Annotated in this window: 20 protein-coding genes; 13 read left to right on the forward strand and 7 right to left on the reverse strand. The window is 73.0% G+C overall.

Annotation, left to right across the window (positions count from 1 at the left end):
• Positions 1-83: 83 nt before the first annotated feature.
• Together ACF08B_RS32095 and ACF08B_RS32100 are read left to right on the forward strand one after the other, a co-directional pair.
• Complete coding sequence (locus ACF08B_RS32095; protein WP_392320604.1) at positions 84-875, forward strand: DUF6445 family protein; 792 nt, start codon at positions 84-86, stop codon at positions 873-875.
• 324 nt (positions 876-1,199) lie between these two features.
• Complete coding sequence (locus tag ACF08B_RS32100) at positions 1,200-1,637, forward strand: ricin-type beta-trefoil lectin domain protein (protein WP_392320605.1); 438 nt, start codon at positions 1,200-1,202, stop codon at positions 1,635-1,637.
• 84 nt (positions 1,638-1,721) lie between these two features.
• Here ACF08B_RS32100 and ACF08B_RS32105 read toward each other — a convergent pair whose 3' ends face one another.
• From ACF08B_RS32105 to ACF08B_RS32115, 3 genes are all read right to left on the reverse strand, one after another.
• Complete coding sequence (locus ACF08B_RS32105; RefSeq protein WP_392320606.1) at positions 1,722-3,278, reverse strand: alpha/beta hydrolase; 1,557 nt, start codon at positions 3,276-3,278, stop codon at positions 1,722-1,724.
• A gap of 131 nt (positions 3,279-3,409) precedes the next feature.
• A complete protein-coding gene (locus ACF08B_RS32110; protein WP_392320607.1) occupies positions 3,410-4,963 on the reverse strand; it encodes an alpha/beta hydrolase in 1,554 nt (517 codons plus the stop codon).
• Positions 4,964-5,045: 82 nt separating this feature from the next.
• The gene (locus ACF08B_RS32115; protein WP_392320608.1) at positions 5,046-7,970 is read right to left on the reverse strand and encodes a lysylphosphatidylglycerol synthase domain-containing protein; all 2,925 of its coding nucleotides are present in this window, start codon (positions 7,968-7,970) and stop codon (positions 5,046-5,048) included.
• A gap of 186 nt (positions 7,971-8,156) precedes the next feature.
• Here ACF08B_RS32115 and ACF08B_RS32120 point away from each other — a divergent pair, with 186 nt between their 5' ends.
• The 5 genes from ACF08B_RS32120 (at position 8,157) to nudC (ending at position 18,632) form a co-directional block, all read left to right on the forward strand.
• Positions 8,157-8,543 carry an MGMT family protein gene (locus ACF08B_RS32120; RefSeq protein ID WP_392320609.1) on the forward strand — a complete coding sequence of 129 codons (387 nt, stop codon included), beginning with the start codon at positions 8,157-8,159 and terminating at the stop codon, positions 8,541-8,543.
• A gap of 257 nt (positions 8,544-8,800) precedes the next feature.
• Positions 8,801-12,364: an ATP-dependent helicase gene (locus ACF08B_RS32125; RefSeq protein ID WP_392320610.1), complete on the forward strand. Its 3,564-nt coding sequence runs from the start codon at positions 8,801-8,803 to the stop codon at positions 12,362-12,364.
• A 93-nt stretch (positions 12,365-12,457) separates the two neighbouring features.
• A complete protein-coding gene (locus ACF08B_RS32130; RefSeq protein WP_392320611.1) occupies positions 12,458-16,021 on the forward strand; it encodes a UvrD-helicase domain-containing protein in 3,564 nt (1,187 codons plus the stop codon).
• 107 nt (positions 16,022-16,128) lie between these two features.
• Positions 16,129-17,532: a dipeptidase gene (locus tag ACF08B_RS32135; RefSeq protein WP_392320612.1), complete on the forward strand. Its 1,404-nt coding sequence runs from the start codon at positions 16,129-16,131 to the stop codon at positions 17,530-17,532.
• Positions 17,533-17,687: 155 nt separating this feature from the next.
• Positions 17,688-18,632: an NAD(+) diphosphatase gene (gene nudC, locus ACF08B_RS32140; protein ID WP_392320613.1), complete on the forward strand. Its 945-nt coding sequence runs from the start codon at positions 17,688-17,690 to the stop codon at positions 18,630-18,632.
• A gap of 65 nt (positions 18,633-18,697) precedes the next feature.
• On the opposite strand, the gene ACF08B_RS32145 is transcribed toward nudC, so the two are convergent.
• A complete protein-coding gene (locus ACF08B_RS32145) occupies positions 18,698-18,892 on the reverse strand; it encodes a hypothetical protein (protein WP_093474892.1) in 195 nt (64 codons plus the stop codon).
• Positions 18,893-19,021: 129 nt separating this feature from the next.
• Positions 19,022-19,279, reverse strand: coding sequence for a mycoredoxin (locus tag ACF08B_RS32150; RefSeq protein WP_093474891.1), 258 nt, complete (start codon positions 19,277-19,279; stop codon positions 19,022-19,024).
• Positions 19,280-19,354: 75 nt separating this feature from the next.
• Between ACF08B_RS32150 and ACF08B_RS32155 the strand changes: the two genes are divergently transcribed.
• From ACF08B_RS32155 to ACF08B_RS32180, 6 genes are all read left to right on the forward strand, one after another.
• Entirely contained in the window at positions 19,355-21,658 is a 2,304-nt protein-coding gene (locus tag ACF08B_RS32155) for an ATP-dependent DNA helicase UvrD2 (RefSeq protein WP_392320614.1), read from the forward strand.
• 164 nt (positions 21,659-21,822) lie between these two features.
• On the forward strand, positions 21,823-22,143 hold the full coding sequence (locus tag ACF08B_RS32160; protein ID WP_093474888.1) for a hypothetical protein: 321 nt from the start codon (positions 21,823-21,825) through the stop codon (positions 22,141-22,143).
• A 169-nt stretch (positions 22,144-22,312) separates the two neighbouring features.
• On the forward strand, positions 22,313-22,681 hold the full coding sequence (locus ACF08B_RS32165) for a WhiB family transcriptional regulator (RefSeq protein ID WP_037660091.1): 369 nt from the start codon (positions 22,313-22,315) through the stop codon (positions 22,679-22,681).
• Positions 22,678-23,001 (forward strand): hypothetical protein, encoded by a 324-nt coding sequence (locus tag ACF08B_RS32170; RefSeq protein ID WP_093697478.1) that lies wholly within the window; start codon positions 22,678-22,680, stop codon positions 22,999-23,001. The genes ACF08B_RS32165 and ACF08B_RS32170 overlap by 4 nt, the downstream gene beginning before the upstream one ends.
• Positions 23,002-23,139: 138 nt before the next feature.
• Complete coding sequence (locus tag ACF08B_RS32175; protein WP_392320615.1) at positions 23,140-23,352, forward strand: hypothetical protein; 213 nt, start codon at positions 23,140-23,142, stop codon at positions 23,350-23,352.
• 104 nt (positions 23,353-23,456) lie between these two features.
• Complete coding sequence (locus ACF08B_RS32180) at positions 23,457-23,741, forward strand: hypothetical protein (protein ID WP_392320616.1); 285 nt, start codon at positions 23,457-23,459, stop codon at positions 23,739-23,741.
• Positions 23,742-23,778: 37 nt separating this feature from the next.
• Here the strand turns inward: ACF08B_RS32180 and ACF08B_RS32185 are convergent, their stop codons facing one another.
• Both ACF08B_RS32185 and ACF08B_RS32190 read right to left on the reverse strand, forming a co-directional pair.
• Complete coding sequence (locus tag ACF08B_RS32185; RefSeq protein WP_392320617.1) at positions 23,779-25,146, reverse strand: ABC1 kinase family protein; 1,368 nt, start codon at positions 25,144-25,146, stop codon at positions 23,779-23,781.
• Positions 25,139-26,365 (reverse strand): TOMM precursor leader peptide-binding protein, encoded by a 1,227-nt coding sequence (locus tag ACF08B_RS32190; RefSeq protein WP_392320618.1) that lies wholly within the window; start codon positions 26,363-26,365, stop codon positions 25,139-25,141. The genes ACF08B_RS32185 and ACF08B_RS32190 overlap by 8 nt, the downstream gene beginning before the upstream one ends.
• Positions 26,366-26,459 lie beyond the last annotated feature (94 nt).

A 26,459-nucleotide genomic window follows, 5' to 3' on the forward strand; every position in this document is an offset into this window, starting at 1 on the left:
CTACGTGCCGAAATTCCCCAATTGTCGAGGGTGGATCGATACGCTCCGAGCGTCAGTCAGCGCGCGGTGAAAGAAGTCTGCCCATGCCATTCCATCCGGGGGAGCAGGTCAATTTCGGCGGTGAGACCGCCGTGGTGCTGGAGGACCGCGGTGACGGTGGCTACCTGATCTCCAGCGGTCCCGCGCGACTGTCGATCGTGGTCCCCCGTGACTCCCTGGAGAACGCCCGGCGCCGGCCGGCCGCCAAGCGGCTGTTCACCCCGAGCGTGCCGCATCTGCTCTCCGTGGACGATTTCCTCGACGACCCGGACGAGGTGCGCGAGATCGCGCTGAGTGCGGGCTACCACACCGATCCGGAGCACTTCAAAGGGCTGCGCAGCGACCACCGGTACCTCTGGCCCGGCCTGCGCGAGGAGTTCTCGCGACTGCTCGGCACCCCGGTCACCGAGTGGCTCGGCCACAACGCCAACGGTGTCTTCCAGCAGACCGCGCACGACGATCCGCTGGTCTGGCATCACGACTCGCAGAGCTACGCCGCCGCGATCTACCTGAACCCGAACCCGCCCGCCGGTGCCGGCACCAGCTTCTGGCGCGACCGGCTGCACGGCTGCCGGCGCGCCCCCGCTCATCCGAAGGAGCGGGCCCGCCTGGGCAGTCCGGAGGCCGTGGAGGCCGCGCGCTCTTCGGTCTACGACCCCTACAACTTCGTGCACGAGGACAACTGGGAGCTGGTCGAGTCGATCTCCGGCCAGTACAACCGGCTGGTGATCTGGGACGCGAAGCTGATCCACTCGGCCACGTCCTACGAGCACTTCGCCGGCGAACACGGCACCCACCGCCTGGTGCAGCTCTTCTTCTTCGACATCGACGTCTGAGCGGCCCTGGTGCCGGCGCGCCTTCCCCACGCCGGATCCGGGCTACGACGGCCATCCAGGAGCTCTCCTGGATGGCCGTCGGCAATTCAGGGCGGTATCGATGTGTTCGCCGTCTCTGTCTGGGGTGAGGGGATCCGCGTTGCAGTGTGATGATCACGTCGGTTAACGTGGCGTCAACTTCATACGTGCTGAGTCATGTTGAGGTCGACCACACCGCGCGACCGCGGCCATGAGGGCCACCGGGCCGTATGCGAGGCATGACCATCCTCGCGGCCCCGTGGTGGCGGCTGCCGTCGCTGTTCGACGGAAGATACGGGGAGTTTCATGAAGAAGCGCTTGATGGGCAGGCTCGCGGTCGCGATCCTGGCCCCCGTGGTGATCCTGGCGGGCGCCGGCCAGGCGTTCGCCAACGGGACCGTCACCTGGAAGAACAAGCTCAACGGCAAGTGCCTGGGCTACATCAACAACATCCCGCTCGCTGCCGCCGACTGCGGTACGCCGCCGTCCAAGTGGACGGAGACCAAGCAGTCCGACGGCAGCTGGACGCTCAAGACCAGCTACGGCGACTGCCTCGACAGCAACCGGGACGGCAAGGTCTACATCCGGAACTGCAACGGCGGCGCCAACCAGAAGTGGGAAGAGATCAAGGACACCGCGGGCTGGCGTCTGAAGAACAAGGCGACCGGGCTCACGCTCGGCCAGCACGACAGCGTCCTCTACACGGGCTTCGACGGCGGCCTCAAGGCCCAGCGCTGGAGCTGAGTCGACCCGACGCTCCCGCATGAGCCGTGGAGCGGGGGCTCCGGTGCCACAGGCGTCCGGAGCCCCGTCCGCGCGGGGCGTCCGTCAGGAGCAGACCGTGCCGTCCTTGGGTACCGTCCCCTTCAGCAGATAGGCGTTCACCGCCGAGTCGACGCAGTCGCTGCCGCGGCCGTACGCCCCGTGCCCCTCGCCCTTCCAGGTGAGTTCGACGCCGACGCCCCGGCCCAGTTCGTCGGCCATTCTGCGGGCGCCCTCGTACGGGGTGGCCGGGTCGCCGGTGTTGCCGACGACGAGGACGGGCGCCGCGCCCGGCGCACCGACCTCCGGGGTGTCGAACTGGCCCGGCACCGGCCAGCCGTGGCACCAGCCCGCCGAGTCCCAGCCCAGGAAGTCCCCGAACACGGGGGAGATCCGCTCGAACTCCGCCAGTCGCCGCTTCGTCTCGGCGGCGGTCGGCCGCTGTCTGTCGTCCAGGCACGAGATGGCCCGCTGGGAGTGGGACGTCGTGCCGTAGTGCCCCGAGGAGTCCCGCTCGTTGTAGTCGTCGGCGAGTGCCAGCAACTGCGAACCGTCGCCCTTCTCCGCCGACTCGAGCGCTCCGGTCAGCCGCGGCCACCTGGACTCGCTGTACAGCGGCAGGACGATCCCGGTGACGGCGAGCGTCTGGGTCAGTGTCCGACCGGACGACGTCCGCAGCGGCTCGGCGTCGATCCGCTTCAGCAGGTCCGCGATCTTCCGCGAGCCCTGCTCGGGATCCTGGCCGGTGGACTTCAGATAGTCGCCCAGGGCGCGCTGGAAGCCGCGGGCCTGGTTCTCGGCGTGGCCCACCGTGTCCGCGGTCGGGTCGACCACCGCGTCGAGGATCAGGCGTCCCACCCGCTTCGGGAACAGGTGGGCGTACACACCGCCGAGTTCGGTGCCGTAGGAGATGCCGAAGTAGTGCATCCGCGTGTCGCCGAGCACCTGGCGCATCAGGTCCATGTCGCGCGCGGTGTCGGTGGTCGACACATGGGCCAGCAACCGGCCGGCGGCCTTCTGGCAGCTTCTGCCGAAGGCGGTGGAGTCCTCGAAGTACGCCTTCTCCTCGGCGGGGGTGTCCGGGGTGGCGTCGACGTCCTCGGCGGCCGCGATCTCCCGGTCGCCGCGGCAGCGGATGCCCTCGCTCCGGCCCACCCCGCGCGGATCCCAGCTGACCAGGTCGTAGCGCGCACGCAGGGGGGCGGCCAGGGCCGCGTAGTACGGCATGGTGTCCACGCCCGAGCCGCCCGGGCCGCCGAAGTTGAAGAGCAGCGAGCCGAGGCGGTCCCCGCCGCTCGCCCGCGCACGGATGAGGGCGAGGCCGATCGTCGCACCGCCCGGCTCGGCCCAGTCCAGCGGCACCTTCAGGGTCGCGCACCGCCAGTCGTCGCCCGGCGCCTTCGCGTCCCCGGTGGCCTCGCAGCGGTGCCAGTCCAGGTGCTGGGAGGTCAGGGAGGCCGGCAGGTCCGCGGAGGACGCCGCCGAGGACCGCGAGGCCGGCCCAGGAGCCGTGCCCGTCGCCTTGCCGTCGCTCTTTCCGCCGCCCCCGTCCGACGATCCGCCGCAGCCGGCCACCAGCAGCGCCGCGACCGCGGCCGCCGTCCATCGCTGCCATCGCCCCATGTGCACCCCCCTCACAGGCCCCTCGCGTCGTGCCGCGCCGGGCGTTCACGCCATGGTAGGCATAGCGGGCCGAACCCGTTACGGGCTGTGGATAACCCTCTGACCTGCATCTTCAGCCGGTGGCCAGGGGTTCAGGAGCAGACCGCGCCCGCCTTCGGCAGCTTCCCGTCCAGCAGGTAGCCGTTCACCGCGCTCTGCACGCACTTGTTCTTGCTGTCGTACGCGCCGTGCCCCTGGCCCTTGTACGTGAGCTGGACGCCCACGCCCTTGCCGAGCGCGTCCACCATCTTCCGCGCGCCCTCGTACGGGGTGGCCGGGTCGCCCGTGTTGCCGACGACGAGGATGGGCGCCGAGCCCGGGGCGCTGACGTCGGGATGGTCGGCCGCGCCCGGCACGGCCCAGTCGGTGCAGCTGAGCATGCCCCAGGCCAGGTAGTCCCCGAACAGCGGGGAGGCGGCGCGGAACTCGGGCAGTCGCTGCTGGACGAAGTCCGGGGTGTACCGGGGCTTGTCGTCGGCGCAGTTGATGGCGATGTTCGCGGCGGTGATGTTGCTGTACTCACCGTTCTCGGAACGGCCGTTCATCGAGTCGGAGAGCAGCATGAGGATCTTGCCGTCGCCGTCGTACGCCTCCTCCAGCCCCTCGGTGAGGTACTCCCAGAAGTCCTTGGAGTACAGCGCCTGCGCGATGCCGTTGGTCGCGGCGGTCTGGGTGAGCTGGCGCGGGAGGATGCCGGGGATCGGCTTCTTCTCCAGGTCGGCCAGGAGCTTGGCGATGCGGTCCTTCACCTCCTGCGGGGTGTCCCCGACCGGGCACTCCGTCGTCTTCGACGTGCAGTCCTCGGCGAAGTTGTCGAGCGCGAGCTGGAAGCCCTTGGTCTGCCCGAGCGCGCTCTGCTCGGGGTTCTGCGTGGGATCGACCACCCCGTCGAACACGGCCCGGCCGACGTGCTTGGGGAACAGGTGGGCGTAGACGCCGCCGAGCTCGGTGCCGTAGGAGATGCCGAAGTAGTGCAGTTTGTCGTCGCCGAGGACCTGCCGCATCAGGTCCATGTCGCGGGCCGCGTCCGTGGTGCGCACCTGCGGCAGCATCTTCTTGGAGTTGTTCTCGCAGGCCGCGTTGAACTGCTTGGTGCGGTTCACGAGGTCGGTGCGCTCGGCGCTGTCGTCGGGGGTCGCGTCCTGCTGGAAGAACGCGTCCAGCTGGGCGTCGCTCTCGCACTTCACGGGTGCGCTGCGGCCCACCCCGCGCGGGTCGAAGCTGACCAGGTCGTAGCGGGTGCGCAGGGCGGCGTAGTCCTCGCCGAAGGCGGGCAGCGTGCTGACGCCGCTGCCGCCGGGGCCGCCGAAGTTGAACACCAGTGAGCCGATCCGCTTGTCCGCGGGGCCGCTGGCCTTGGCCCGGATCAGGGCGAGATCGATGGTGTCGCCCTTGGGCTTCGCCCAGTCCAGGGGCGCCTTCATGGTGGCGCACTGCCACTTGGTGCCGTTCGGCAGGGGGGACGGGGCGCTGCCGCCGCCTTCCGCCTCGGACGGGGCGGGGCAGTCCTGCCAGTCGAGCTCCTGCTTGGTGAGGTCCCCGTTCCCGTCGTGCGCGGCGCCGTCACCGCATCCGGCCAGCAGACCGGACAGCACCGCGGCGGTGGTCATCAGGACGGCGGCACGCAGCCAGGAGGGGTTCGCCATGTCTCCATCGTGGGCCCGCGTCCGCCCACGCGCGCGGGACGCGAGCCGTACGAGGTACGCCCGTGCGCTCGCCCTGCCCGCCTCAGAGAGCGCCCTTGCGGGTCAGGTGGTTGAAGGCGAGCCAGCCGGGCAGCACCGGCAGCCACAGCGTCAGCAGACGGAACAGCAGGACGGCCGGCGCGGCGACCTCCTTGGGCAGGCCGACGGCGATCAGGCCGACGGTCAGCGTCGCCTCGACCGCGCCCACCCCGCCCGGTGTCGGCGCGGCCGAACCCAGCGCGTTGCCGGCCAGGAAGACGACCGCGACGCTGGCGATGCTCAGCGAGACCGTGCCGTCGCCGAAGGCGCGGATGGAGGCGTCCAGGCACATCACGAAGCAGGCGGTCAGCAGGAGCATGCCGCCGATGCCGGTGACCAGCTTCTGCGGCCGCTGGAGCACGTCGAGCATGCGCGGCACGACACCGGCGAACAGCGACCTCACGCGCGTGACGACGAATTTCCGCAGGAACGGCACCGAGGTCACCACGAGCACCAGAACTGCCACGGTGAGCAGACCCGCGATGACCGTGCGGGACGGCGACAGGGACGGTGTCTTCTCGGTGCCGGTCAGATAGCCGAACGACAGCAGCATCAGGATGTGGCAGCCGAGCCCGAACAGCTGTGACGCGCCGACGCTCGCCACCGCGAGCCCGGGGCGCACGCCCGCGCGCTGGAGGAAGCGCGTGTTGAGGGCCACGCCGCCGACCGCGGCCGGCGCCACGATCTTCACGAAGGAGCCGGCGACCTGTGCCGCGACCGTCCTCGGGAACGGCACCCGCTCGGGCACGAACCCCAGCAGCGCCATCGCCGCGGCGACGTAGCTGAGCGCGGAGAAGACCACCGCGGCGGCCACCCAGCCCCACTGGGCCTGCGCGAACAGCGTGCCGAACTCGATGTGGGTGAGCTGCGTCAGCAGGTAGTACGCGCCGATGGCACCGGCGATGAAACTGATCAGCGTCTTCGGCCGCACCCGCTCCAGGCGGGCCGGCTCCACGGGCGCCTGGGGCCTGATCCGCAGCACCTGGTGCCGGATCTGGGTGAGCAGGTCCTCCTCGCGGGCCTCGTCGAGGGCTTCGTCGAGGGCCCGCTTCTCCGCACGCTGCTCGGCGCGGACCGTCTTCTTGTCCGGCTTGTCGACGGCGGACGGGGCCGCCCCGGACCCCTCCTCCGCGCGGGCCGCCTTGGTCTGCCGGGACGCCTCCAGCACCGCCTCGCGCTCGCGCTGGGCCCGCTCGCGGGCCAGCCGGCGCAGCGTCGCGCGCGTGGAGCGCGTCAGCGCGATCGGCTGGAGCATCGGCAGGCAGTCGGCGACCGCGTCCGGACCGAGCACGCCGACCGCCGAGGCCACGGCGCGTTCGGCGCCGACCCGCAGACCGAGCGTGGTGAGCAGCTGGGCGACGTCCATGCGGAGCAGCAGATCGCCGGCGGCGATCTCGCCGCCGCGCAGCTCGGCGAGGATCACCTTGCCGGAACGATCCACCAGGATCGCGTCGCCGGCCAGCCTGCGGTGCGCGATGCGCCGCGACTGCAGCGCCTGCACCTGGTGCCAGGTGGTGCGCAGCAGCTCGTCGGTGATCTCCTCGTCGGCCAGCGTGTCCAGGGTGCGCCCGCCGGTGTGCTCGTAGACGAGCATGACCGCGTCGGGGCCGAGTTCGGAGGTGGCGATCAGCTTCGGCGCGTTGGCGCCGGCCGCGATCGCCGCGTAGGCCAGCAGGGCCTCCTGTTCCAGCGCCTGGCGCAGCGACTGGAGGCTGGAGCGGGTGGCGAAGCCGCGCAGGGTCAGATTGCGCCACGCGCGGTAGAAGAAGCCCTGGGCCTGCTGTTCCCGGTCGACGACCGTGACGTCCAGCGGGGGTCCGTCCTCCAGGGTGACGAAGTAGCGCCGCCCCCGGTCGCCGCTCTCCGTCTCGACGGTCTCCTCGCGGGCCGCGCTGAGGGGGTGGAAGCCGACGTGTCGGAGGCCCGCCATCAGTGTCTGCCCGGTCGGGCGGACGTTGGGGGAGCCCACCGCGTACAGGGTGCCGTAGGCGATCGTCCAGCCGATCAGCACCGTCAGGATGATCGAGAACGGGGTCGTGTAGCCGGTGACGAGCATCGAGAAGGCGTCGAGCATCAGCACGATCCACAGCACCGCGCGCCATCTGGGCCGGCGGGACATGCCGACGGCTGTCATGTAGGCGATGACCGGCGCCAGATAGCCGTGCACGGGGTCGGTCAGCGCGTGGATGTCACCCGGCGAGGGCTGGGTGAGCGCCTCCTGGATCGAGTCGGGGGCGCCCCGCGCGACCCACAGGTCGGTGGCGAGGGTCACTCCGTGCGCGAGGACGGCCGCGAGGACGCCGTCGGCGATCCGCAGCCCGTCCCGTTTGATCAGGCGTTCGATCGCGAAGGCGACCGGCACGAGGAGGATCGCGATGCTGGACGCCAGTCCCGCGATCTTGATGAGCAGATCGGGCGCCTGCCCGGTGCCCTTGTTGATGTCCTGTTCGAGGCCCGAGGTGGTGCCGTGGGCGAACGCGGCGATCGCGAACAGCACGACGACGGCGAGCACGCCCACCAGGAGCCGCATGAGGTCGGAGGGACGGTGCACCCGCGCGGGCAGCAGGGGCTCGTCGCCCTCGACCGCCTCCGCGTGAGGGTCCTCGCCCGCGCCCGGAGCGTGGCCGGGGGGCGGTTTCTCCGGCATGTGCGCCCCCTCGCCTGCCTTGTCGCCGTCGCCGTCGTCGCGCGTGGGCGACGAGCCGCCCGCGCGTGGCGCCCCGCGGGCGTCGTCGGGCGTCGCGCCGTCGTCCTCACGCGCGCGCGTGCCGCCGTCGTTCCGGCGTGGCCGCGTGAGATCGTCCTTGCGCGGACCGGAGTCCTCCCGCCGCGCGTCCGGGTCGCCCGTGCCCGCGCGGGCGGTGTCGGGGCGCGCGGAGGCGTCAGGGGTGCCCGCCGCGTCCTCGGGGTGCACGCCCTGCTGTTTCATGGTCTCTTCTTGGTCTCGTATCACCGGTCACCGCCCGCACGATGGTGGCATGCTCCACCGACCGACGCGGGCATCAGGGTCTGGATGCGCGGGCGCACAGTCTGCCCGAAGCGACGCGCCGGTGCGAGAGGACCATGGAGCGCGGTCCCCGGTGCGATGTCGGTGGGGTGCGGCAGGATGGGGCGAATGAGCGAGCAGAGACCTGCCCGAGAGACCCGCGAGGAGTACGCGCAGACCCTGCCGGAGTACGCCGAGCGGGTCCTGGAGGTCGCCGAGCGGATTCCGCCGGGGCGGGTCATGACGTACGGCGATGTCGCCGAGTGGCTCGAGGAGGGAGGGCCGCGCCAGGTCGGCCGCGTGATGGCCCTCTACGGCGGTGCCGTGCCGTGGTGGCGGGTGGTCCGCGCGGACGGTGCGCTGCTGCCCGGGCACGAGCTGCGCGCGCTCGCCCACTACCGCGACGAGGGCACGCCGCTGAGGCAGGCCGGCAGGAGCGCCGAGGGCCATGTGCCGCGGCTCGACATGCGGCGGGCCCGGTGGGACGGCGGCGCGGGCGCGGAGGGTCACACCTGACAGCTTCCGCCATCGGATGCCGCCGGGGAGGGCCCGCGGCCCGTACGGGTGACATCGGGGACGTCCGTGGCATGACGTACGTTCGTGAGGTGCGGGACTCGCGTGGCGCGAGCGCCGCGAGGGAAGAAGCGGAAGCCCTGCTTCCGTCGGGAGCGGGAGCGTAGCGTCGGCTGCGCGCGTCCCCCTCACCCCGCGGCCACCGTCTCGCACGCGTGACCGCCCGACCACCAGTACGACCACCAGGACCGGCCAACCACGTGAGCTCCTCCTCCACCACCAGGCGCCTGCCGCACCCCCAGGTGCGGCAGGGGAGCCGTGGCGCTTACCGGCTGGTCCGTACCCGGCCGTCCCGGACGGATCCCCCTCCTCTGGACGCGGCACAGCGTGCCGTGGTTGACCACCGCTCCGGTCCACTGCTCGTCCTCGCGGGTCCGGGTACCGGCAAGACCACCACCCTGGTCGAGTCCGTGGCCGCGCGGATCGCCCGCGGCGGTGACCCGGAGCGGATCCTCGTGCTGACGTTCAGCCGCAAGGCCGCCGTCGACCTGCGCGACCGCATGGCCCTGCGCATGGGCGCGGCGCGCGCCCCCCGGGCCACCACCTTCCACTCGTACTGCTACGCGCTGGTCCGCGCCCACCAGGACAGCGACCTGTTCACCGAGCCCCTGCGCCTGCTCTCCGGGCCGGAACAGGACGTCACCGTCCGCGAGCTGCTGGCCGGCCAGCCCGAGCTGGAGCGGCGCGGACTGACCCATGTGCGCTGGCCGGACGAGCTGCGCGCCTGCCTGACCACACGCGGCTTCGCCGACGAGGTCCGCGCGGTCCTCGCCCGCAGCCGCGAGCTGGGCCTCGGACCCGGCGCCCTGGACGACTTCGCCCGGCGCATCGGCCGCCCCGACTGGCGTGCCGCCGCCGCGTTCCTCGCCGAGTACCTGGACGTCCTCGACATGCAGGGCGTCATCGACTACGCGGAACTCGTCCACCGCGCGGTCCTGCTCGCCCACCGGCCCGGGACCGCCGCGCGGCTCGCCGACCGGTACGACGCCGTGTACGTCGACGAGTACCAGGACACCGACCCCGCCCAGGTGCGCCTCCTGCACGCGCTGGCGGGCGGCGGGCGCACGCTGGTCGCCCTCGGCGATCCCGACCAGTCGATCTACACCTTCCGGGGCGCCGACGTGAACGGCATCCTCGACTTCCCCGCGGCCTTCACGCGCGCGGACGGCCGCCCCGCCCCCGTCGAGGTGCTGCGCACCTCCCGCCGCTCCGGGGCCGCCCTGCTGGCCGCGACCCGCCTGATCACCCAGCGCATGCCGCTGCCCAGGCTGCCCGCCGACAAGGTGCGCGCCCACCGTGAGCCGGCCGCCGTACGCGACGGCGGCCGGGTCGAGGTCTACACGTACCCGACGGCCGGCACGGAACTGGACAACGTGGCGGACATCCTGCGCCGCGCGCACCTGGAGGACGGCGTCCCCTGGAGCGACATGGCCGTCCTTGTCCGTGCCGGCGCCCGCACCCTCCCGACCCTCCGCCGGGCCCTCACCGCGGCCGGCGTCCCGCTGGACATCGACGGCGACGACCTGCCGCTGCGGCACGAGCCCGCGGTCGCCCCGCTGCTCGCGGCCCTGCGGGCGGTGGCCACGGCCGAGGCCCGGCGCCACGAGGAGGAGTCCGGGGGCTCCTCCCCGGCGGGCGAGCCCACCGCGGAGCGCGCCGCCGAGGAGTCCGACGAGGCTCTCGCGCACGAGGAGCCGTCGCCCGAGACCCCCGAAGCGGCCACCGCGGCCCACGGTCACCCCGCCGACCCCGCCGCCACCAGCGCGGACCACGATCCGTCCGTCGAGGAAACCACCACCGAGGAACCCACCACCGAGGAACCCCCCGCACAGGAACCCACCGCCGCGGCCGAAGCCCCCGCGCCGGCCGCCGAGCCGGTCCCGGACACCTCCTGGCTCGGCACCGAGACCGCGCTCACCCTGCTCGCCTCCCCTCTCGCCGGGATGGACACCGCCGATCTGCGCCGTCTCGGTCGTGCCCTGCGCGAGGAGGAGCGCGCCGCCGGGAACCCGCTGCCGCCCCCGTCCGACGAACTCCTCGCGCGGGCGCTCGCGGAGCCCGAGCGCCTGGCCGTGCACGACCCGGTGTACGCGCGCGGCGCGCAGCGCCTCGGCGCGCTGCTGCGCAAGGCCCGCGAGCGTCTCGCCGGCGGCGGCACGGCCGAGGAGGCCCTGTGGGACCTGTGGCAAGGCACCCCGTGGCCCACCCGGCTGGAGCGTGCCGCCCGGCGCGGCGGCGCGGCCGGCCGCAACGCCGACCGCGACCTCGACGCCGTGTGCGCGCTGTTCGCCACCGCCGCGCGCGCGGAGGAACGCACCGGCGGCCGTGGCGCCCTGAACTTCCTGGCCGAGATCGAGGCCGAGGACATCGCCGCGGACACGCTCACGCGCCGATCGGTACGCCCCGACGCCGTCCGCCTGATGACCGCGCACCGCGCCAAGGGCCTGGAGTGGCGGCTGGTCGTCGTCGCCGGCGTCCAGGAGGGGCTGTGGCCCGACCTGCGCCGCCGCGGCTCCCTCCTGGAGGCGGACCGCATCGGCCGCGACGGCCTCGCCGAACCGCTCACCCCGGGCGCGCTGCTCGCCGAGGAGCGCCGGCTGTTCTACGTGGCCGCCACGCGCGCGCGGGAGCGTCTCGTCGTCACCGCGGTGAAGGCACCCGCCGACGACGGCGACCAGCCCTCCCGGTTCCTGACCGAACTGGGCGTCGAACCCAAGGACGTCACCGGGCGCCCCCGCCGCCCGCTGTCGGTCGCCGCGCTCGTCGCCGAACTGCGCGCCACCACCGTGGACCCGCGCGCGTCCGCCGCCCTCCGGGAGGCCGCCGCCGACCGCCTGGCCCGGCTCGCCGCACTGGCCGACGAGGACGGCCGCCCGCTGGTGCCGTCCGCGCATCCCTACCGCTGGTGGGGCATGTTCGAGCCGACCGAGAGCAAGGTGCCGCTGCGCCACCGGGACCAGCCCGTGGTGCTCTCCGGCAGCGCCCTCGACCAGCTCGCCAACACCTGCGCGCTCCAGTGGTTCCTGGGCCGTGAGGTGAAGGCCGACGCACCCGCCACCGCCGCCCAGGGCTTCGGCAATGTCGTCCACGTCCTCGCCGACGAGGTCGCCTCCGGCCGCACCCCGGCCGACCTCGACGTCCTCATGGAACGCCTGGACTCGGTGTGGAACGCGCTCGCCTTCGACGCGCCCTGGAAGTCGCAGCAGGAGAAGGCCAACGCGCGCGTGGCGCTCGAACGCTTCCTGAACTGGCACGTGCTGAACCGCGCCGGCCGTACCCCCGTGGCGAGCGAGCAGGACTTCGACGTCACCCTCGGGGCGGGCGACTACGAGATCCGCATCCGCGGCCAGATGGACCGCGTGGAGACGGACGGCGACGGCCGGGCCTACGTGGTCGACTTCAAGACCGGCAAACAGGCGCCGAGCGCCGCGGAGGTGGCCCGCCACCCTCAGCTCGCCGTCTACCAGCTGGCCGTCCGGGAGGGTGCCTTGGACGCGGCCTTCGACGGGGTGCGCCCCGAGGCGGGCGGTGCCGAGCTGGTGCACCTCAGGCAGGGTGCGGCCAAGCGCGACGGCGGGGAGACCCTGCCCAAGGTGCAGCCGCAGGAGCCGCCGTCCGGGGAGTGGGTCGGCGAGCTGCTGGCCACCGCCGCCGGCAAGGTCCTCGACGAGCGGTTCACCCCGAGCGCCGGCCAACACTGCACCCACTGCGCGTTCCGCGCCTCGTGCAGCGCCCGCCCCGAGGGCCGCCACGTGGTGGAGTGACGTACGGCACCACCCGCGCTGACCTGCGTCTCTTCCAGCCGGGCGGGTCGATTCGTCCCCGACTGTCAGTGGCCGCCGCTAGCCTCTGTCGACATGCCCGCCCGTATCACCGATCCCGAGCAGCTCAAGGAGCTCCTCGGCATCCCGTTCACCCCGGAGCAGACGGCCTGCATCGTCGCGCCGCCCGCCCCGCAGGTGATCGTGGCCGGCGCCGGTTCGGGCAAGACCACCGTGATGGCGGCCCGCGTGGTCTGGCTCGTCGGCACCGGGCAGGTCGCCCCCGAGCAGGTCCTCGGCCTCACGTTCACCAACAAGGCCGCCGGCGAGCTGGGCGAGCGCGTCCGCAAGGCGCTGATCAAGGCCGGTGTCACGGACCCGGACGTCATCGACCCCGACAACCCGCCGGGCGAGGCGGTCATCTCGACGTACCACGCCTTCGCCGGGCGGCTGCTGACCGACCACGGACTGCGCCTCGGGCTGGAGCCCACCTCGCGTCTGCTGGCCGACGCCACCCGCTACCAGCTCGCCGCGCGCGTGCTGCGCGAGGCACCCGGCCCCTACCCGGCGCTGACCCGCTCCTTCGCGGACCTCGTCAGCGACCTGCTGACCCTGGACTCCGAGCTCGCCGAACACCTCGTCGACCCCGAGGAACTGCGCGCCTGGGATGCCGACCTGCTGCACACCCTGGAGGGCGCGAAGCTCACCAACGCCGATCTGCGCAAGGTCCCCGAGACGGCGGCGGCCCGGCGGGAACTCGCCGACCTCGTCCACCGCTACCGGGCCGTCAAACGCGAGCGTGACCTGCTCGACTTCGGCGACCAGATCGCCCTCTCGGCCCGCCTCTCCCGCGTCCCCGAGGTCGGCCGCCTGCTGCGCGAGGAGTTCCGGGTGGTGCTCCTGGACGAGTACCAGGACACCTCCGTGGCCCAGCGCGTGCTGCTGGCGGGCCTCTTCGGCGGCGGCACCGGCCACCCGGTGACCGCGGTCGGCGACCCCTGCCAGGCCATCTACGGCTGGCGCGGCGCGTCCGTCGCCAACCTGGACGACTTCCCTGCACACTTCCCGCTCCCGGACGGGCGCCGCGCCACCCGCCAGTCGCTCAGCGAGAACCGCCGCAGCGGCGGACGCCTGCTCGACCTGGCCAACGGCCTCGCCGAACCCCTGCGCGCCATGCACGCGGGCGTGGAGGCGCTCCGCCCGGCCCCCGGCGCCGAACGCGACGGCACGGTCCGCTGCGCCCTGCTGCCCACCCACGCCGAGGAGATCGACTGGATCGCCGACTCCCTCGCCCATCTCGTGCGCACCGGCACGGCCCCCGGTGAGATCGCCGTGCTGTGCCGCACCGCGACCGACTTCGCCGAGATCCAGGGCGCCCTCGTGGCCCGGGACGTCCCCGTCGAGGTGGTCGGCCTGTCCGGGCTGCTGCACCTGCCGGAGGTCGCCGACCTCGTCGCCGTCTGCGAAGTCCTCCAGGACCCCGGGGCGAACGCCTCCCTGGTGCGCCTGCTGACCGGGCCGCGCTGGCGCATCGGCCCCCGCGACCTCGCCCTCCTCGGCCGCCGCGCCAGGCTGCTGGTCGCCCACGCGCGCGTGGACGGCACCGACGACCCGGACCGCCGGCTCGCCGCGGCCGTCGAGGGGACCGACCCCTCCGAGGTGATATCGCTCGCGGACGCCCTGGACACCTTCCTGGAGACGCCCCTGGAAGGGGACTTCGCCGAGGGCACCGACGACGGACTGCCGTTCTCGCCGGACGCGCGCGTGCGCTTCGCCCGTCTCGCCGCCGAGCTGCGCGACCTGCGCCGCTCCCTGTCCGACCCGCTGATGGACGTACTGCACCGCGTCCTCGCGGTCACCGGCCTGGAGGTGGAGCTGTCGGCGTCCCCGCACGCGCTGGCCGCCCGGCGGCGCGAGACCCTGTCCAACTTCCTGGACGTCGCCGCCTCCTTCGCGGCGGGCGACGGCGAGGCCACCCTGCTCGCCTTCCTCGGCTTCCTGCGCACCGCCGCCCAGTACGAGAAGGGCCTGGACAACGCCCTGCCCGGCGGCGAGAACACCGTCAAGGTGCTCACCGCGCACAAGTCCAAGGGCCTGGAGTGGGACGTCGTCGCCGTCCCCGGACTGGTGAAGGGCACCTTTCCCAGCGCACAGGGCCGCGAGAAGTGGACCGCGCAGGCCAAGGTGCTGCCGCACGCCCTGCGCGGCGACACCGACACCCTTCCCGACATCGACTCCTGGGACTCGCGCGGCATGAAGGCCTTCCACGAGGCCATGAAGGAGCACCAGCACACCGAGGAGCTGCGCCTCGGCTACGTCACCTTCACCCGCCCCCGCTCGCTGCTGCTCGGCTCCGGCCACTGGTGGGGCCCCAGCCAGAAGAAGCCGCGCGGCCCCTCCGACTTCCTCCAGGCGCTGTACGACCACTGCGCCGCCGGGTACGGCGAGATCGAGGCGTGGGCCGAGGAACCCGCCGAGGACGAGGAGAACCCGGCCCTGCACACGGCCGCCGCCGACCAGGTGTGGCCGCTCCCGCTGGACGACGCCGCGCTGGCCCGCCGCCGCGCGGCCGCCGACACCGTCCTCGCCCACCTCGACGCCCTCGCCGCCCAGGGCGACGACCGGCCGACCGCCGCCCATGACCCCGCCGCGGTCGACGACCCGGACTGGCCCGCCCCACCGGACGACGACCCCTACGGCGAGGACCCGTACGAGGAGCCGTACGAGGAGCCGTACGACGACCAGCCGTACGACGAGGACGTCCCGTACGACGGTGACCTCCCCCACGACGAGGACCCCTTCGGTGCGGAGCCGTACGCGGCGGACGCCCCCGCCGCGGAACAGCCCGCCGCGGACGACCCCGCCCCGGAGGACCGGAGCGCCGAGCGGCCGACCGTCCCCCACCAGGCCACCGCACCGCAGGACGGCACGGACGGCCCCCGGCGCACCGGAGCGCGGCCCCGCACTTCCCTCACTCCGGAGGAGGCCCGATCCATCGCCTCCTGGGACCGCGACCTCGGCGCACTCACCGGCGAGCTGCTGCGCGCCCGGCGGACCGTCACGGACGTCCCCCTGCCGGTCACGCTGACCGCGTCCCAGCTGATGCGGCTCGCCGAGGACCCGGACGGGCTCGCGCAGGAACTCGCGCGCCCCATGCCGCGCCCCCCACAACCGGCCGCGCGCCGGGGCACCAGGTTCCATGCCTGGGTCGAAGCCCGCTTCGAGGAGTTGACGCTGCCCCTGCTCGAACCGGAGGAGCTGCCCGGCAGCGACGCCGAGATCGCCGACGAACGCGACCTGGAGGCCCTGAAGGAAGCCTTCGAGCGCACCGAGTACGCCCGGCGCACCCCCTACCGGGTCGAGGCGCCCTTCCAGCTCGGCCTCGCCGGCCGCGTCGTACGGGGCCGCATCGACGCCGTCTACCGCAACGGGGACGGCGACGGGGCGACGTACGAGATCGTGGACTGGAAGACCAGCCGCACCCGCTCGGCGGACCCGCTCCAGCTCGCCATCTACCGGCTGGCCTGGGCCGAGCAGCAGGGCGTACCGCCCGAGTCCGTCACGGTCGCCTTCCTGTACGTGCGCACCGGCGAGGTCGTACGGCCCACGGGCCTGCCGGACCGGGCCGCCCTGGAGCGGCTGCTCACGGGCGGGACCTGACGACGGCCCGGCGGCCGCCGAAGGCCACCGGGGCGCGGCCCGCGGGCGGCCCGAGTGTGACGTACCGCCCGCCGAGGACGCCCGTGAAGGCCGATAGGGTCGTGAGCATGAGCCAGACCCCGGACAGCGCCGTCCGCACGTACATCGAGCGGCACCGCGCCGCCTTCCTCGACGATCTCGCCGCATGGCTGCGCATCCCGTCCGTGTCGGCCCAGCCCGACCACGCGCCCGACGTGCGGCGCAGCGCCGACTGGCTCGCCGGCAAACTCAGGGAGACGGGCTTCCCGACCGCCGAGGTCTGGGAGACCGCGGGCGCCCCGGCCGTCTTCGCCGAATGGCCCTCGGACGACCCCGAGGCGCCCACCGTCCTCGTCTACGGCCACCACGACGTCCAGCCCGCCGCCGTCGAGGACGGCTGGGACAGCGACCCCTTCGAACCGGTCGTCCGCGAGAACCGCCTCTACGCGCGCGGGGCGGCCGACGACAAGGGGCAGGTGTTCTTCCACACACTCGGCGTCCGCGCCCACCTCGCCGCCACCGGCCGCACCGCCCCCGCGGTCAACCTGAAGCTGCTGGTCGAGGGCGAGGAGGAGTCCGGCTCCGCGCACTTCAGGGCACTCGTCGAGGAGCGGGCGGCGCAGCTCGCCGCCGACGCCGTGATCGTCTCCGACACCGGCATGTGGTCCGAGGACACCCCCACCGTCTGCACCGGCATGCGCGGCCTCGCCGACTGCGAGATCCGCCTGTACGGCCCCGACCAGGACATCCACTCGGGCTCCTTCGGCGGCGCCGTGCCCAACCCGGCCACCGCCGCCGCCCGCCTGGTGGCCGCCCTCCACGACGAGCACGCGCGCGTGGCGGTCCCCGGCTTCTACGACGGCATCGTCGAGCTGACCGACCACGAGCGCGAACTCTTCGCCGAGCTGCCCTTCGACGAGGAGCGCTGGCTGCGCACCGCCAAGTCCCGCGCCGCACACGGCGAGGCCGGGCACACCACGCTGGAGCGGATCTGGGCCCGCCCGACCGCCGAGGTCAACGGCATCGGCGGCGGCTACCAGGGCCCCGGCGGCAAGACGATCATCCCGTCCTCGGCCATGGTGAAACTGTCCTTCCGGCTGGTCGCCGGCCAGGACCCCGACCACATCGAGAAGGCCGTCCGCGACTGGGCGGCCGAGCAGGTCCCCGCCGGCATCCGCCACGAGATCGTCTTCGGCGCGGCCACGCGCCCGTGCCTGACGCCGCTCGACCACCCCGCCCTGCAGTCCGTGGTCCGTGCCATGGGCCGCGCCTTCGAGAAGCCGGTCCGCTTCACCCGCGAGGGCGGCTCCGGACCCGCCGCCGACCTCCAGGAAGTCCTCGGCGCCCCCGTGCTCTTCCTGGGCATCTCCGTCCCCTCCGACGGCTGGCACGCCCCCAACGAGAAGGTCGAACTGGACCTCCTCCTCAAAGGCGTCGAGACCAGCGCCTACCTGTGGGGCGACCTGGCCGCTCACTGGAGCCGCACGCCCTGACCGGCCGGCGCCGCAAGGGAGGGCGCCGCGCGCGGGGCACACTGGAAGGACCGCCCCGTACGCCCGCCGACGCCCGGCCCCGTGCCCTCCCGCCCGGCGCCCCGCCGAACCGTCCGCCGATACGAGAACCGCACCTGGGGGAGTTGGAAGCACCCGTGACCACCTGGACCGACGACACAGCAGACCGACCCATCTCGCTGACCGCCCCGAGCGGCCTCGACCGTGCCGCGCACCACCGGCTGGACGAGGCCTGGCTCGCGGCGGCGTGGAGCCACCCCACCACCCGCTGCTTCGTCGTCTCCGGCGGCCAGGTGCTGATCGACGAGACCCCGGAGGGCCGGACCGAACTCGTCATGACGCCGTCCTTCGAGGCGCCCCTCACCGAGGCACACCGGTACTTCCTGGGCATCGACGAGGAGGGCGTCAGCTACTTCGCGCTGCAGAAGGACTCCCTGCCCGGCCGCATCGACCAGTCCGCCCGCCCCGCGGGCCTGCGGGAGGCGGGCCTGCTGCTGTCGCCGCGCGACGTCGGGCTGATGGTGCACGCGGTCGGCCTGGAGAACTGGCAGCGCACCCACCGCTTCTGCTCCCGCTGCGGCGAGCGCACGGTGATCGCCGCCGCCGGCCACATCCGCCGCTGCCCGGCCTGCGGCGCCGAGCACTACCCGCGCACCGACCCGGCCGTGATCATGGCGGTGACCGACGCGGAGGACCGGATCCTCCTCGGCCGCCAGGTCCACTGGCCCGAGGGCCGCTTCTCCACGCTCGCCGGCTTCGTCGAGCCGGGCGAGTCCATCGAGCAGGCCGTGCGCCGCGAGGTCTGCGAGGAGGTCGGTGTCACCGTCGGTCCGGTCGAGTACGTGGCCAGCCAGCCCTGGCCGTTCCCGTCCAGCCTGATGCTCGGCTTCATGGCGCGCGCCACGTCGACCGACATCGACGTCGACGGCGACGAGATCCACGAGGCCCGCTGGTTCTCCCGCGCGGAGCTCCACGAGGCCTTCGAGTCCGGCGAGGTCCTGCCGCCCTACGGCATCTCGATCGCGGCCCGCCTGATCGAGATGTGGTACGGCAAGCCCCTGCCGACGCGCAGCTTCGTCTGACCATGTGCCCGGGGCCCGCGCGCCCCGGGCACACGGCCGGCCGCGGAGGGCGGCCCCCGCATCTCTCAGGGGAGCAGGGGACGCCCCTCCCGCGCGGCCTCGAAGTGTTCGTCCCGGAGCGCTTCCTCACCGTGTTCGGCGACGAAGGCGACCACCCGGCCGAGGGGGCTGTCCGGCGGGGGCGGTTCCTCGCTGATCGTGAAGCCGAGAATCTGCGCCCAGAACGCTGCGCCTACGTCTTGCGGGTCGTCCATGTCCATGACGCGCACGGTAGACGGAGGGTCCGACAGCCGGGCGGCAACGCTGGGGCCGTCGCCGTTCCGGAGCCGGCGGGCGGGCACACGAAACCCCCGACAGCCGGGCCGTCGGGGGTCGTGCAGCGTGAGAGGTCAGGCGGTGAGGGCCTGCTTGACCTGGGCGAGGCTCGGGTTCGTCATGACGACCTCGTCGCCGCCGGAGCCGGAGACCACCCGGACCGTCGGGACCGTCTGGTTTCCACCGTTCGCCTTCTCCACGAAGGCGGCGGACTCGGGGTCCTGCTCGATGTTGATCTCGGTGTAGGCGATGCCCTCCCGGTCCAGCTGGCTCTTCAGCCGCCGGCAGTAACCGCACCAAGTCGTGCTGTACATCGTCACAGTGCCCTGCATGTCTCTCGCGCTCCTCAGGCTGCTCGGAAACTTCGTCCGGGGAGTAGAACGTCAGCGATCGGCAGGCCATTCCCCATGGGGGTATGGGCCCCGGATGTGACACCTGCCGCATTAGTACGACCGCGGGTACCCGCCTGTGGACAACCGGCACAGCCGTCTCCGGCGACCTGGCAGCATGGCTGTGTGACAGCAGCAACGCACTCCACCCTCTTCCCGCAGGTACCGGATTCGGCCGACGCGGTGCTCGCGGGGCTCGACCCCGAGCAGCGCGAGGTGGCCACCGCCCTGCACGGGCCAGTGTGCGTGCTGGCCGGAGCGGGCACCGGCAAGACCCGGGCGATCACCCACCGCATCGCCTACGGGGTGCGGGCCGGGATTCTGCAGCCCTCCAGCGTGCTCGCCGTCACCTTCACCAATCGCGCCGCCGGGGAGATGCGCGGCCGGCTCCGTCAGCTCGGCGCCCAGGGCGTCCAGGCCCGCACCTTCCACTCCGCCGCCCTGCGCCAGCTCCAGTACTTCTGGCCGAAAGCCATCGGTGGCGGCATGCCCCGGCTCATCGACCGCAAGATCCAGCTCGTCGCCGACGCGGCCGCCGCCTGCGGCACCCGGCTCGACCGGGGCGAGCTGCGGGACGTCACCTCCGAGATCGAATGGTCCAAGGTCACCCAGACCATCCCCGCCGACTACCCGTACGCGGCAGTGAAGGCGGGCCGGGAGACCCCGCGCGACCCGTCCGAGATCGCCCATCTCTACGCGGCCTACGAGGACCTCAAGCGCGACCGCGCGGTGATCGACTTCGAGGACGTCCTGCTGCTGACCGTCGCCGTCCTCCAGGACCGGCACGACATCGCCGAACAGGTCCGCTCGCAGTACCAGCACTTCGTCGTCGACGAGTACCAGGACGTCAGCCCCCTGCAGCAGCGGTTGCTGGAGCTGTGGCTGGGCGAGCGCGACAGCCTCTGCGTCGTCGGTGACGCCAGCCAGACGATCTACTCGTTCACGGGAGCAACGCCCGACCACCTCCTCGACTTCCGTGCCAAGCACCCCCGCGCCACCGTCGTGAAGCTGGTCCGGGACTACCGCTCCACCCCCCAGGTCGTCCGCCTTGCCAACGGTCTGCTCTCCCAGGCCCGCGGCCGCGCCGCCGACCATCGGCTGGAACTGGTCTCCCAGCGCCCCTCCGGCCCCGAACCCGTCCACACGGAGTACACGGACGAGCCCGCCGAGGCCGAGGGCGCCGCCCGCCGTATCCGCGAGCTGATCGACGCGGGCGTCCCGGCCGCCGAGATCGCCGTCCTGTTCCGTACGAACGGGCAGTCCGAGACCTACGAGCAGGCCCTCGCCGACGCCGGCGTCCCCTACCAGCTACGCGGCGCCGAACGCTTCTTCGACCGGCCCGAGGTGCGCAAGGCCGGCGTCGCCCTGCGCGGCGCGGCCCGCTTCGGCGGCAACGACTCGCTCCTGGACGACGCCGTGGACCTGCCCTCCCAGGTGCGTGCCGTGCTGTCCGGGGAGGGCTGGACCACCGAGCCCCCGGCCGGTTCCGGCGCGGTCAGGGAGCGCTGGGAGTCCCTGGCCGCCCTGGTCAACCTCGCCCACGACCTGGCCGCCGCCAGACCCGGCGCCTCCCTCGGCGACTTCGTGGCGGAACTGGACGAGCGGGCGGGCGCCCAGCACGCCCCGACCGTGCAGGGCGTCACCCTCGCCTCCCTGCACGCCGCCAAGGGCCTGGAGTGGGACGTCGTCTTCCTCGCCGGCGTGGCCGAGGGCATGCTCCCCATCAGCTATGCCAAGACCGACGAGCAGATCGAGGAGGAGCGCCGGCTCCTGTACGTCGGCGTGACCCGTGCCCGGGAGCGGCTCTACGTCTCCTGGGCCCTCTCCCGCTCGCCCGGCGGCCGCCCCAACCGCAGGCCCAGCCGTTTCCTCGACGGCCTGCGCCCCGGCACCACCGCCACCGTGGGCCGCAGCGGCGCCGGCACCGGAGGGGGAGTCGAGCGAGGGATCGCCGGTGCCGCGGCCGCCGCCCCCCGGCGCGCCCAGCGGGTCCCGGCCCGCTGCCGGGTCTGCGGCCGCACCCTCACCGACGCGGGCGAGATGAAGCTGATGCGCTGTGAGGACTGCCCCTCGGACATGGACGAGGGGCTCTACGAGCGGCTTCGCGAGTGGCGGGCGGTCCAGGCCGGGCGCAGCGGGCAGCCGGACTTCTGCGTCTTCACCGACCGGACCCTGATGGCCATCGCCGAGGCCCGGCCGGAGAACCCCGCCGAGCTCTCCCGCATCCCCGGCGTCCTCAGCCGCAAGCTGCGCAGCTACGGAGCCGATGTTCTGGCCATCTGCGCAGGCCAGGAGCCTGGCGAAGACGGCCTGGACGACTGATGCGAACTCGTCGAAAAAATAGTTTGCGCATGCCCCGGCAATCCCCATAGGTTCTAGGCACGGAAGCGGCGGCCTTCTCCAAGACCGCGGTTCCGTGATGTACTTGCATATCCGAACGGGCTGGTTCGTCCCAGCCCTTGAGACGCCGAGAGGAGGCGAGTCCAGTGATCAGCATCAACTTCAGCACCATCAGCACGGCCAAACTGACCGATCGCTCGGCCGTCTCCACGTGCATGCTCGGCGCCTCGAACCAGGGCACCGGTCTGTCCGGCATTCGTGCCGTCCGTCCGGCGTCCGCCCTGTCTCTCGCGGGTCTTCCCGTCCGCGAGGGCAATGAGCGACCGACCAAGGCACTGGAAGCGGTAGAGGCGCAGGCACATGCCTATGCCTTTGCGCCGGCCGGTGCCGGATTCCGGAAGCAGACGAAGCAGCACCACCTGATGTGGGCCTTCCGTGGGCCAGAACCCTGGAGTGATCCAGCCTGATTCGATCAGGCCGGCGCCTTCAGGGCCGCGGAACCCCACCCGGGATCCGCGGCCCTTCTGTTTGCCCCGAACGGGGCGACAGAGCGAAGGGGCCTCGGGACAGGAAAGAACCCGGTACCAGCCGACACCCGGTCAACCGGCCGGAACGACCAGACGAGGAAGACACCCCGTGCAACTCGAAGCGCACGCCCCGTCCGTACCGCCTTCGCAAACGATCCCCCCGCCCGGCCTCACGGAGGACTCCACCTTGATCCCCCTCACCGCGCTCACCGCGCTCGACGACGCCATCGAGAACCTCGGCGTACCCGTTCCCTGCCGCTCCTACGACCCGGAGGTCTTCTTCGCCGAGTCGCCCGCGGACGTGGAGTACGCCAAGTCCCTCTGCCGCACCTGCCCGCTGATGGAGGCCTGCCTCGCCGGCGCCAAGGAGCGGCGCGAGCCCTGGGGCGTCTGGGGTGGCGAGCTGTTCGTCCAGGGCGTCGTCGTCGCCCGGAAGCGGCCGCGTGGTCGTCCGCGCAAGAACCCGGTCACGGCATGAACACCGCAGGAACGATCGACCGCCCCCTCACGCACGACCCCAAGAAGCAGGCCCCGATGAAGCCGTCCACCAGCGAGCGCACTGGCTCCGCGACCACAGACTTCACCTCCACCGGCGCTACCGAAGCGCGGCAGAACAGGAACCGAGAAATGCAACTCATGCAAGAAGCCCTGGCTCGTGCGCATATGCACGAGCGACTCCACGACGCCGTGCGCGAACGCCGGGCCATGCGCCTGGCGGTCGCCCAGCGGATGCAGCGCCGCGCCGAGCGCGCCTCGCTGCGTGCCCGCCGCGCGCTCGCCATGGCCGTCATGCAGTAAAGAGCACACCTGAACAGCGGTGGCCTCCCGGCCCAGGGAGGCGAAGCATTCCCCGCGGGGGCCGGTCCGGCCGAACGGACCGGCCCCCGCGGTGCGTTGTGCGCGGCGATCCGCCGACCGCGGGGTTATGGTCGCCGGGTGACGAGTCTTCCCGGAGGCACCGACCAGGGCAGCTCAACCGCCGGCAGCGGCCCCGTGGTGTGCGCCCGCTGCGGCACCCTCGCCGACGGCCCCGAGCCGGTCACCTGGACCTGCTCCGTGGAGAACGGCGTCCGCCAGTACTTCTGCGACACCTGTTCCCGGGAGAACCTGCGGGCGATCGAGGGACGGCTCGACTCGTCCTGGTGGTGAGATCCCCGCTCCGGACCGTGCGACCTGACCGGTACGCTGCCGGCCCGGACGGTCCGTGCGACGACGGGGGAACAGTGGCGGCACAGGACGCGCCGGTGGCGCGCATGAGGATCACGAACGACACCGACGAACTGCTGGAGCTGATCCTCGAACCGTACGGGAGCGACCACTGGCTGCTTCCCGGCGAGACCTTCATGGTCTGGTCGGTCGACACCAGCGGCGGCCGTCCCTTCTCCGGAACGACCCACGCCTACGAGCCCTTCGAGGTCGAACAGCGGCCGGGATCGGTGACCGTGCACTCCAACGGCAACCTCGGATACGTCACCGACCTCGACGGCAACGAGATCGACTGCGCCCACCGCCGGCCCGGCGGCCCCGGAACCGGCTGAGGCGTGCCGGGCCACGGCCACCGGGCACGCCACCCGGTCAGGCGCCCGCCGGCTCCTCCTCGGCCGGGACGTCGTCGCCGACGAAGCCCGGCAGCCACTCCTCCAGTTCCTCCCGCAGTCGCACCGTCGCGCCGAGCTGGCACAGCACACCGATCGTGCTGAGGGTCACCCGGTGGATCAGCAGGTAGGCCGGCGGCAGATTCAGCCGTTTGCCCAGCTGATAGGCGGGGGAGCGCGGGTCGGCGACGCGGGCGGCCTGACCGCGCATCCAGGAACGGGTGAAGGTGAAGGCGTCCACCCGGGCCGGCTCGATGATCGGCAGCAGGTAGTCGAGGACCGCGTCGGGTTCGAGCTCTATGGACTCCTTCACGAACCCTTCCTCGCAGAGGAGTTCGTAGACCCGCTCGGCCTCCCCGTCCAGCGTCAGCCGCAGCGAGACTCCGATCGGCAGGGGCAGCCCGCCGGGCAGGCGGTCGACGGTACCGAAGTCCAGGACGCCCAGCCGCCAGTCGTCCTCGCCGGCCGGGCCGCCGGGCAGCAGCCGGAAGTTGCCCGGATGCGGGTCGGCGTGCAGCAGACCGGTGCGGGCCGGCCCTGAGAACAGGAAGCGGGCGAGGAGCTGCCCGGCCCGGTCGCGCTGCTCGGGGGTGCCGTCGGAGATGACCTCCGACAGCGGGATGCCGTCGATCCACTCGGTCACCAGCACCTGCTCGCACTGGTGCACCACCGCGGGGACGACCACGTCCGGATCGGCGGCGAACACGTCCGCGTGCGCGGTCTGGGCCTGGGCCTCCAGCGCGTAGTCCAGCTCCTCGGAGACGCGGTCCTTCAACTCCGCGATCAGCGGCTTGATGTCCATGCCCGGGATGAGCGGACCCAGCAGCCGTGCGAAGCGGCTCAGTTGCGTGAGATCGGAGAGCAGGGCCTCGCCGGCCCCCGGGTACTGCACCTTGACGGCCACCTCACGACCGTCGTGCCACACCGCGCGGTGCACCTGGCCGATCGAGGCCGCCGCCGCCGGCTTGTCCTCGAACTCCTCGAACAGATCACGCCAGTCCGGGCCGAGGCGCTCCTCGAGCACCGTGTGCACGGTGCGGGTCGGCATCGGGGGCGCCGCGTCCTGGAGTTTGGTCAGGGCCGCACGGTAGGGGCCGGCGATCTCCTCGGGCAGCGCCGACTCGAAGACGGACATCGCCTGCCCGAACTTCATCGCGCCGCCCTTGAGCTCGCCGAGCACCTTGAACAGTTGCTCCGCCGTGCGCTGTTGCAGCTCACGGCCGACGATCTCCGCGGACTCGCCCACGATCCGCTTGCCCAGCCCCCAGGTCGCCCGGCCGGCGAAGCCGAGCGGGAGCGCGGCGAGCTTGGCGGTCCGGGTGACCGCCTTCCGGGGAAGATCAGACATGCGCCCTCCAGGTCCCAGTCGGCCGCGCCGCGTCTGCTTCGCTTCGTCGCTTCGCGGACGGCCGTTGCACCGCCATTGTCGCGCGTGGTCGTCCATCGGTTGAGGAGTGCTCCGTTTTACCACTCTCCCTCCCTCTCTCCGCCGCACCGCAGCCGCATGCCGGGTGAGGTCGAACCGGCCGGGAATGCCAGGTCAGACCGGGTGCGGACACCTCCCAGCGGGCCCCGGCGGTGGCGGGCGACCCGCCGTCGAGAAAGGCCAGGGCGTGGGCCGCGGCCAGTCCGGCGACCGCCGTGGCCAGGGTCAGATCGCAGGCTCCGATCCGGCGGGCCCGGCCGGATCCCCACTGGGAGATCAGCCGGGGCCAGGCCGGGTCGCGGTCCGTGCGGTCCTCGTGCAGACAGCCGGCGCAGCCCGACTCGCCGGGCAGGACGAGCGGCCCGACGACCCCCGTGCCCTCCACGACGCCGGCGTACAGATGGGGCGTCCCGGAGGCCAGGAGCGGCTCGGCGGTGCGCGGATCCGGGGCGTGCACCGCCACGTCGTCCCGGGGCGCGAGGATCACCAGGGAGAGACCGGGGTCCGCGGCGCCGGAGCCGGGGGAGTGGGGGCGGCGCGGCGGCCGGTCCGGTGCCGCGCGGCGGACCGCGGCCCGCGCCGCCGTGTCGCGGCGCTCGCCGACGGACTCCGCGGGCAGTCCGCCCGGTGCCACGTCCCAGGGCTCCACGCGGCCGTCGTCCCGCACGTCGACCTCGCCGACGCCCGCGCCCGACAGCACCGACGCCAGCAGCGCGCCGACCCGGCCGGCGCCCCGCACCTGCACGCGCAGCGCACGGCGGGCGGCGAGCCGGGCGAGCGCCCCGCCCGGTTCGGACGTGGTCAGGGTCAGCGAGGCGAGGTCGGGGCGCAGCCGCCCCAGCACCTCCCGCTTCTCGCGCAGGGCGTCCGCGTCCGGTCCGCCGCCGCGCGCGTCGTCCACCAGGCCGGCCCCGGCCAGTCGCTCCACCAGGGCGTCGACCCGGCCGTCGGGCAGGCCCGTGCGGCGGCCCTCCTCGCGCAGCAGGGGCAGCCCGCGGGTGCCGTCGAGCAGGTCCAGGAAGCCGCCCGTCGCCGTGTCCAACGGCCCCAGCGTCAGCGCGTGCGCCGGGGTCATCCCGAACTGCACGGTGTTCAGGTCGCGCCAGCCGCGCCGCAGCGCCGGCTTCACCATCGGATGCATGACTTGCCCCCGTATCCGTAGAAACGCCCGGAACATCCGTCCGCCGGTGGAACCGGTCACGCTCCGCCGACGCCTGCCAGCATGCCCGGCCCGT

Origin of the sequence: Streptomyces sp. NPDC015139 (assembly GCF_043079785.1) — a bacterium.
GTDB classification, from domain to species: Bacteria; Actinomycetota; Actinomycetes; order Streptomycetales; family Streptomycetaceae; genus Streptomyces; species Streptomyces albidocamelliae.

Coding starts and splice junctions, on each gene's coding strand:
- ACF08B_RS32145 (WP_093474892.1), bottom strand. CDS start 18,892: ATGGACATGGACGACCCGCAAGACGTAGGCGCAGCGTTCTGGGCGCAG.
- ACF08B_RS32115 (WP_392320608.1), bottom strand. CDS start 7,970: ATGAAACAGCAGGGCGTGCACCCCGAGGACGCGGCGGGCACCCCTGAC.
- ACF08B_RS32100 (WP_392320605.1), top strand. CDS start 1,200: ATGAAGAAGCGCTTGATGGGCAGGCTCGCGGTCGCGATCCTGGCCCCC.
- ACF08B_RS32190 (WP_392320618.1), bottom strand. CDS start 26,365: ATGCATCCGATGGTGAAGCCGGCGCTGCGGCGCGGCTGGCGCGACCTG.
- ACF08B_RS32130 (WP_392320611.1), top strand. CDS start 12,458: ATGCCCGCCCGTATCACCGATCCCGAGCAGCTCAAGGAGCTCCTCGGC.
- ACF08B_RS32105 (WP_392320606.1), bottom strand. CDS start 3,278: ATGGGGCGATGGCAGCGATGGACGGCGGCCGCGGTCGCGGCGCTGCTG.
- ACF08B_RS32185 (WP_392320617.1), bottom strand. CDS start 25,146: ATGTCTGATCTTCCCCGGAAGGCGGTCACCCGGACCGCCAAGCTCGCC.
- ACF08B_RS32170 (WP_093697478.1), top strand. CDS start 22,678: ATGAACACCGCAGGAACGATCGACCGCCCCCTCACGCACGACCCCAAG.
- ACF08B_RS32150 (WP_093474891.1), bottom strand. CDS start 19,279: ATGCAGGGCACTGTGACGATGTACAGCACGACTTGGTGCGGTTACTGC.
- ACF08B_RS32155 (WP_392320614.1), top strand. CDS start 19,355: ATGGGGGTATGGGCCCCGGATGTGACACCTGCCGCATTAGTACGACCG.
- ACF08B_RS32180 (WP_392320616.1), top strand. CDS start 23,457: ATGAGGATCACGAACGACACCGACGAACTGCTGGAGCTGATCCTCGAA.
- ACF08B_RS32120 (WP_392320609.1), top strand. CDS start 8,157: ATGAGCGAGCAGAGACCTGCCCGAGAGACCCGCGAGGAGTACGCGCAG.
- ACF08B_RS32135 (WP_392320612.1), top strand. CDS start 16,129: ATGAGCCAGACCCCGGACAGCGCCGTCCGCACGTACATCGAGCGGCAC.
- ACF08B_RS32095 (WP_392320604.1), top strand. CDS start 84: ATGCCATTCCATCCGGGGGAGCAGGTCAATTTCGGCGGTGAGACCGCC.
- ACF08B_RS32110 (WP_392320607.1), bottom strand. CDS start 4,963: ATGGCGAACCCCTCCTGGCTGCGTGCCGCCGTCCTGATGACCACCGCC.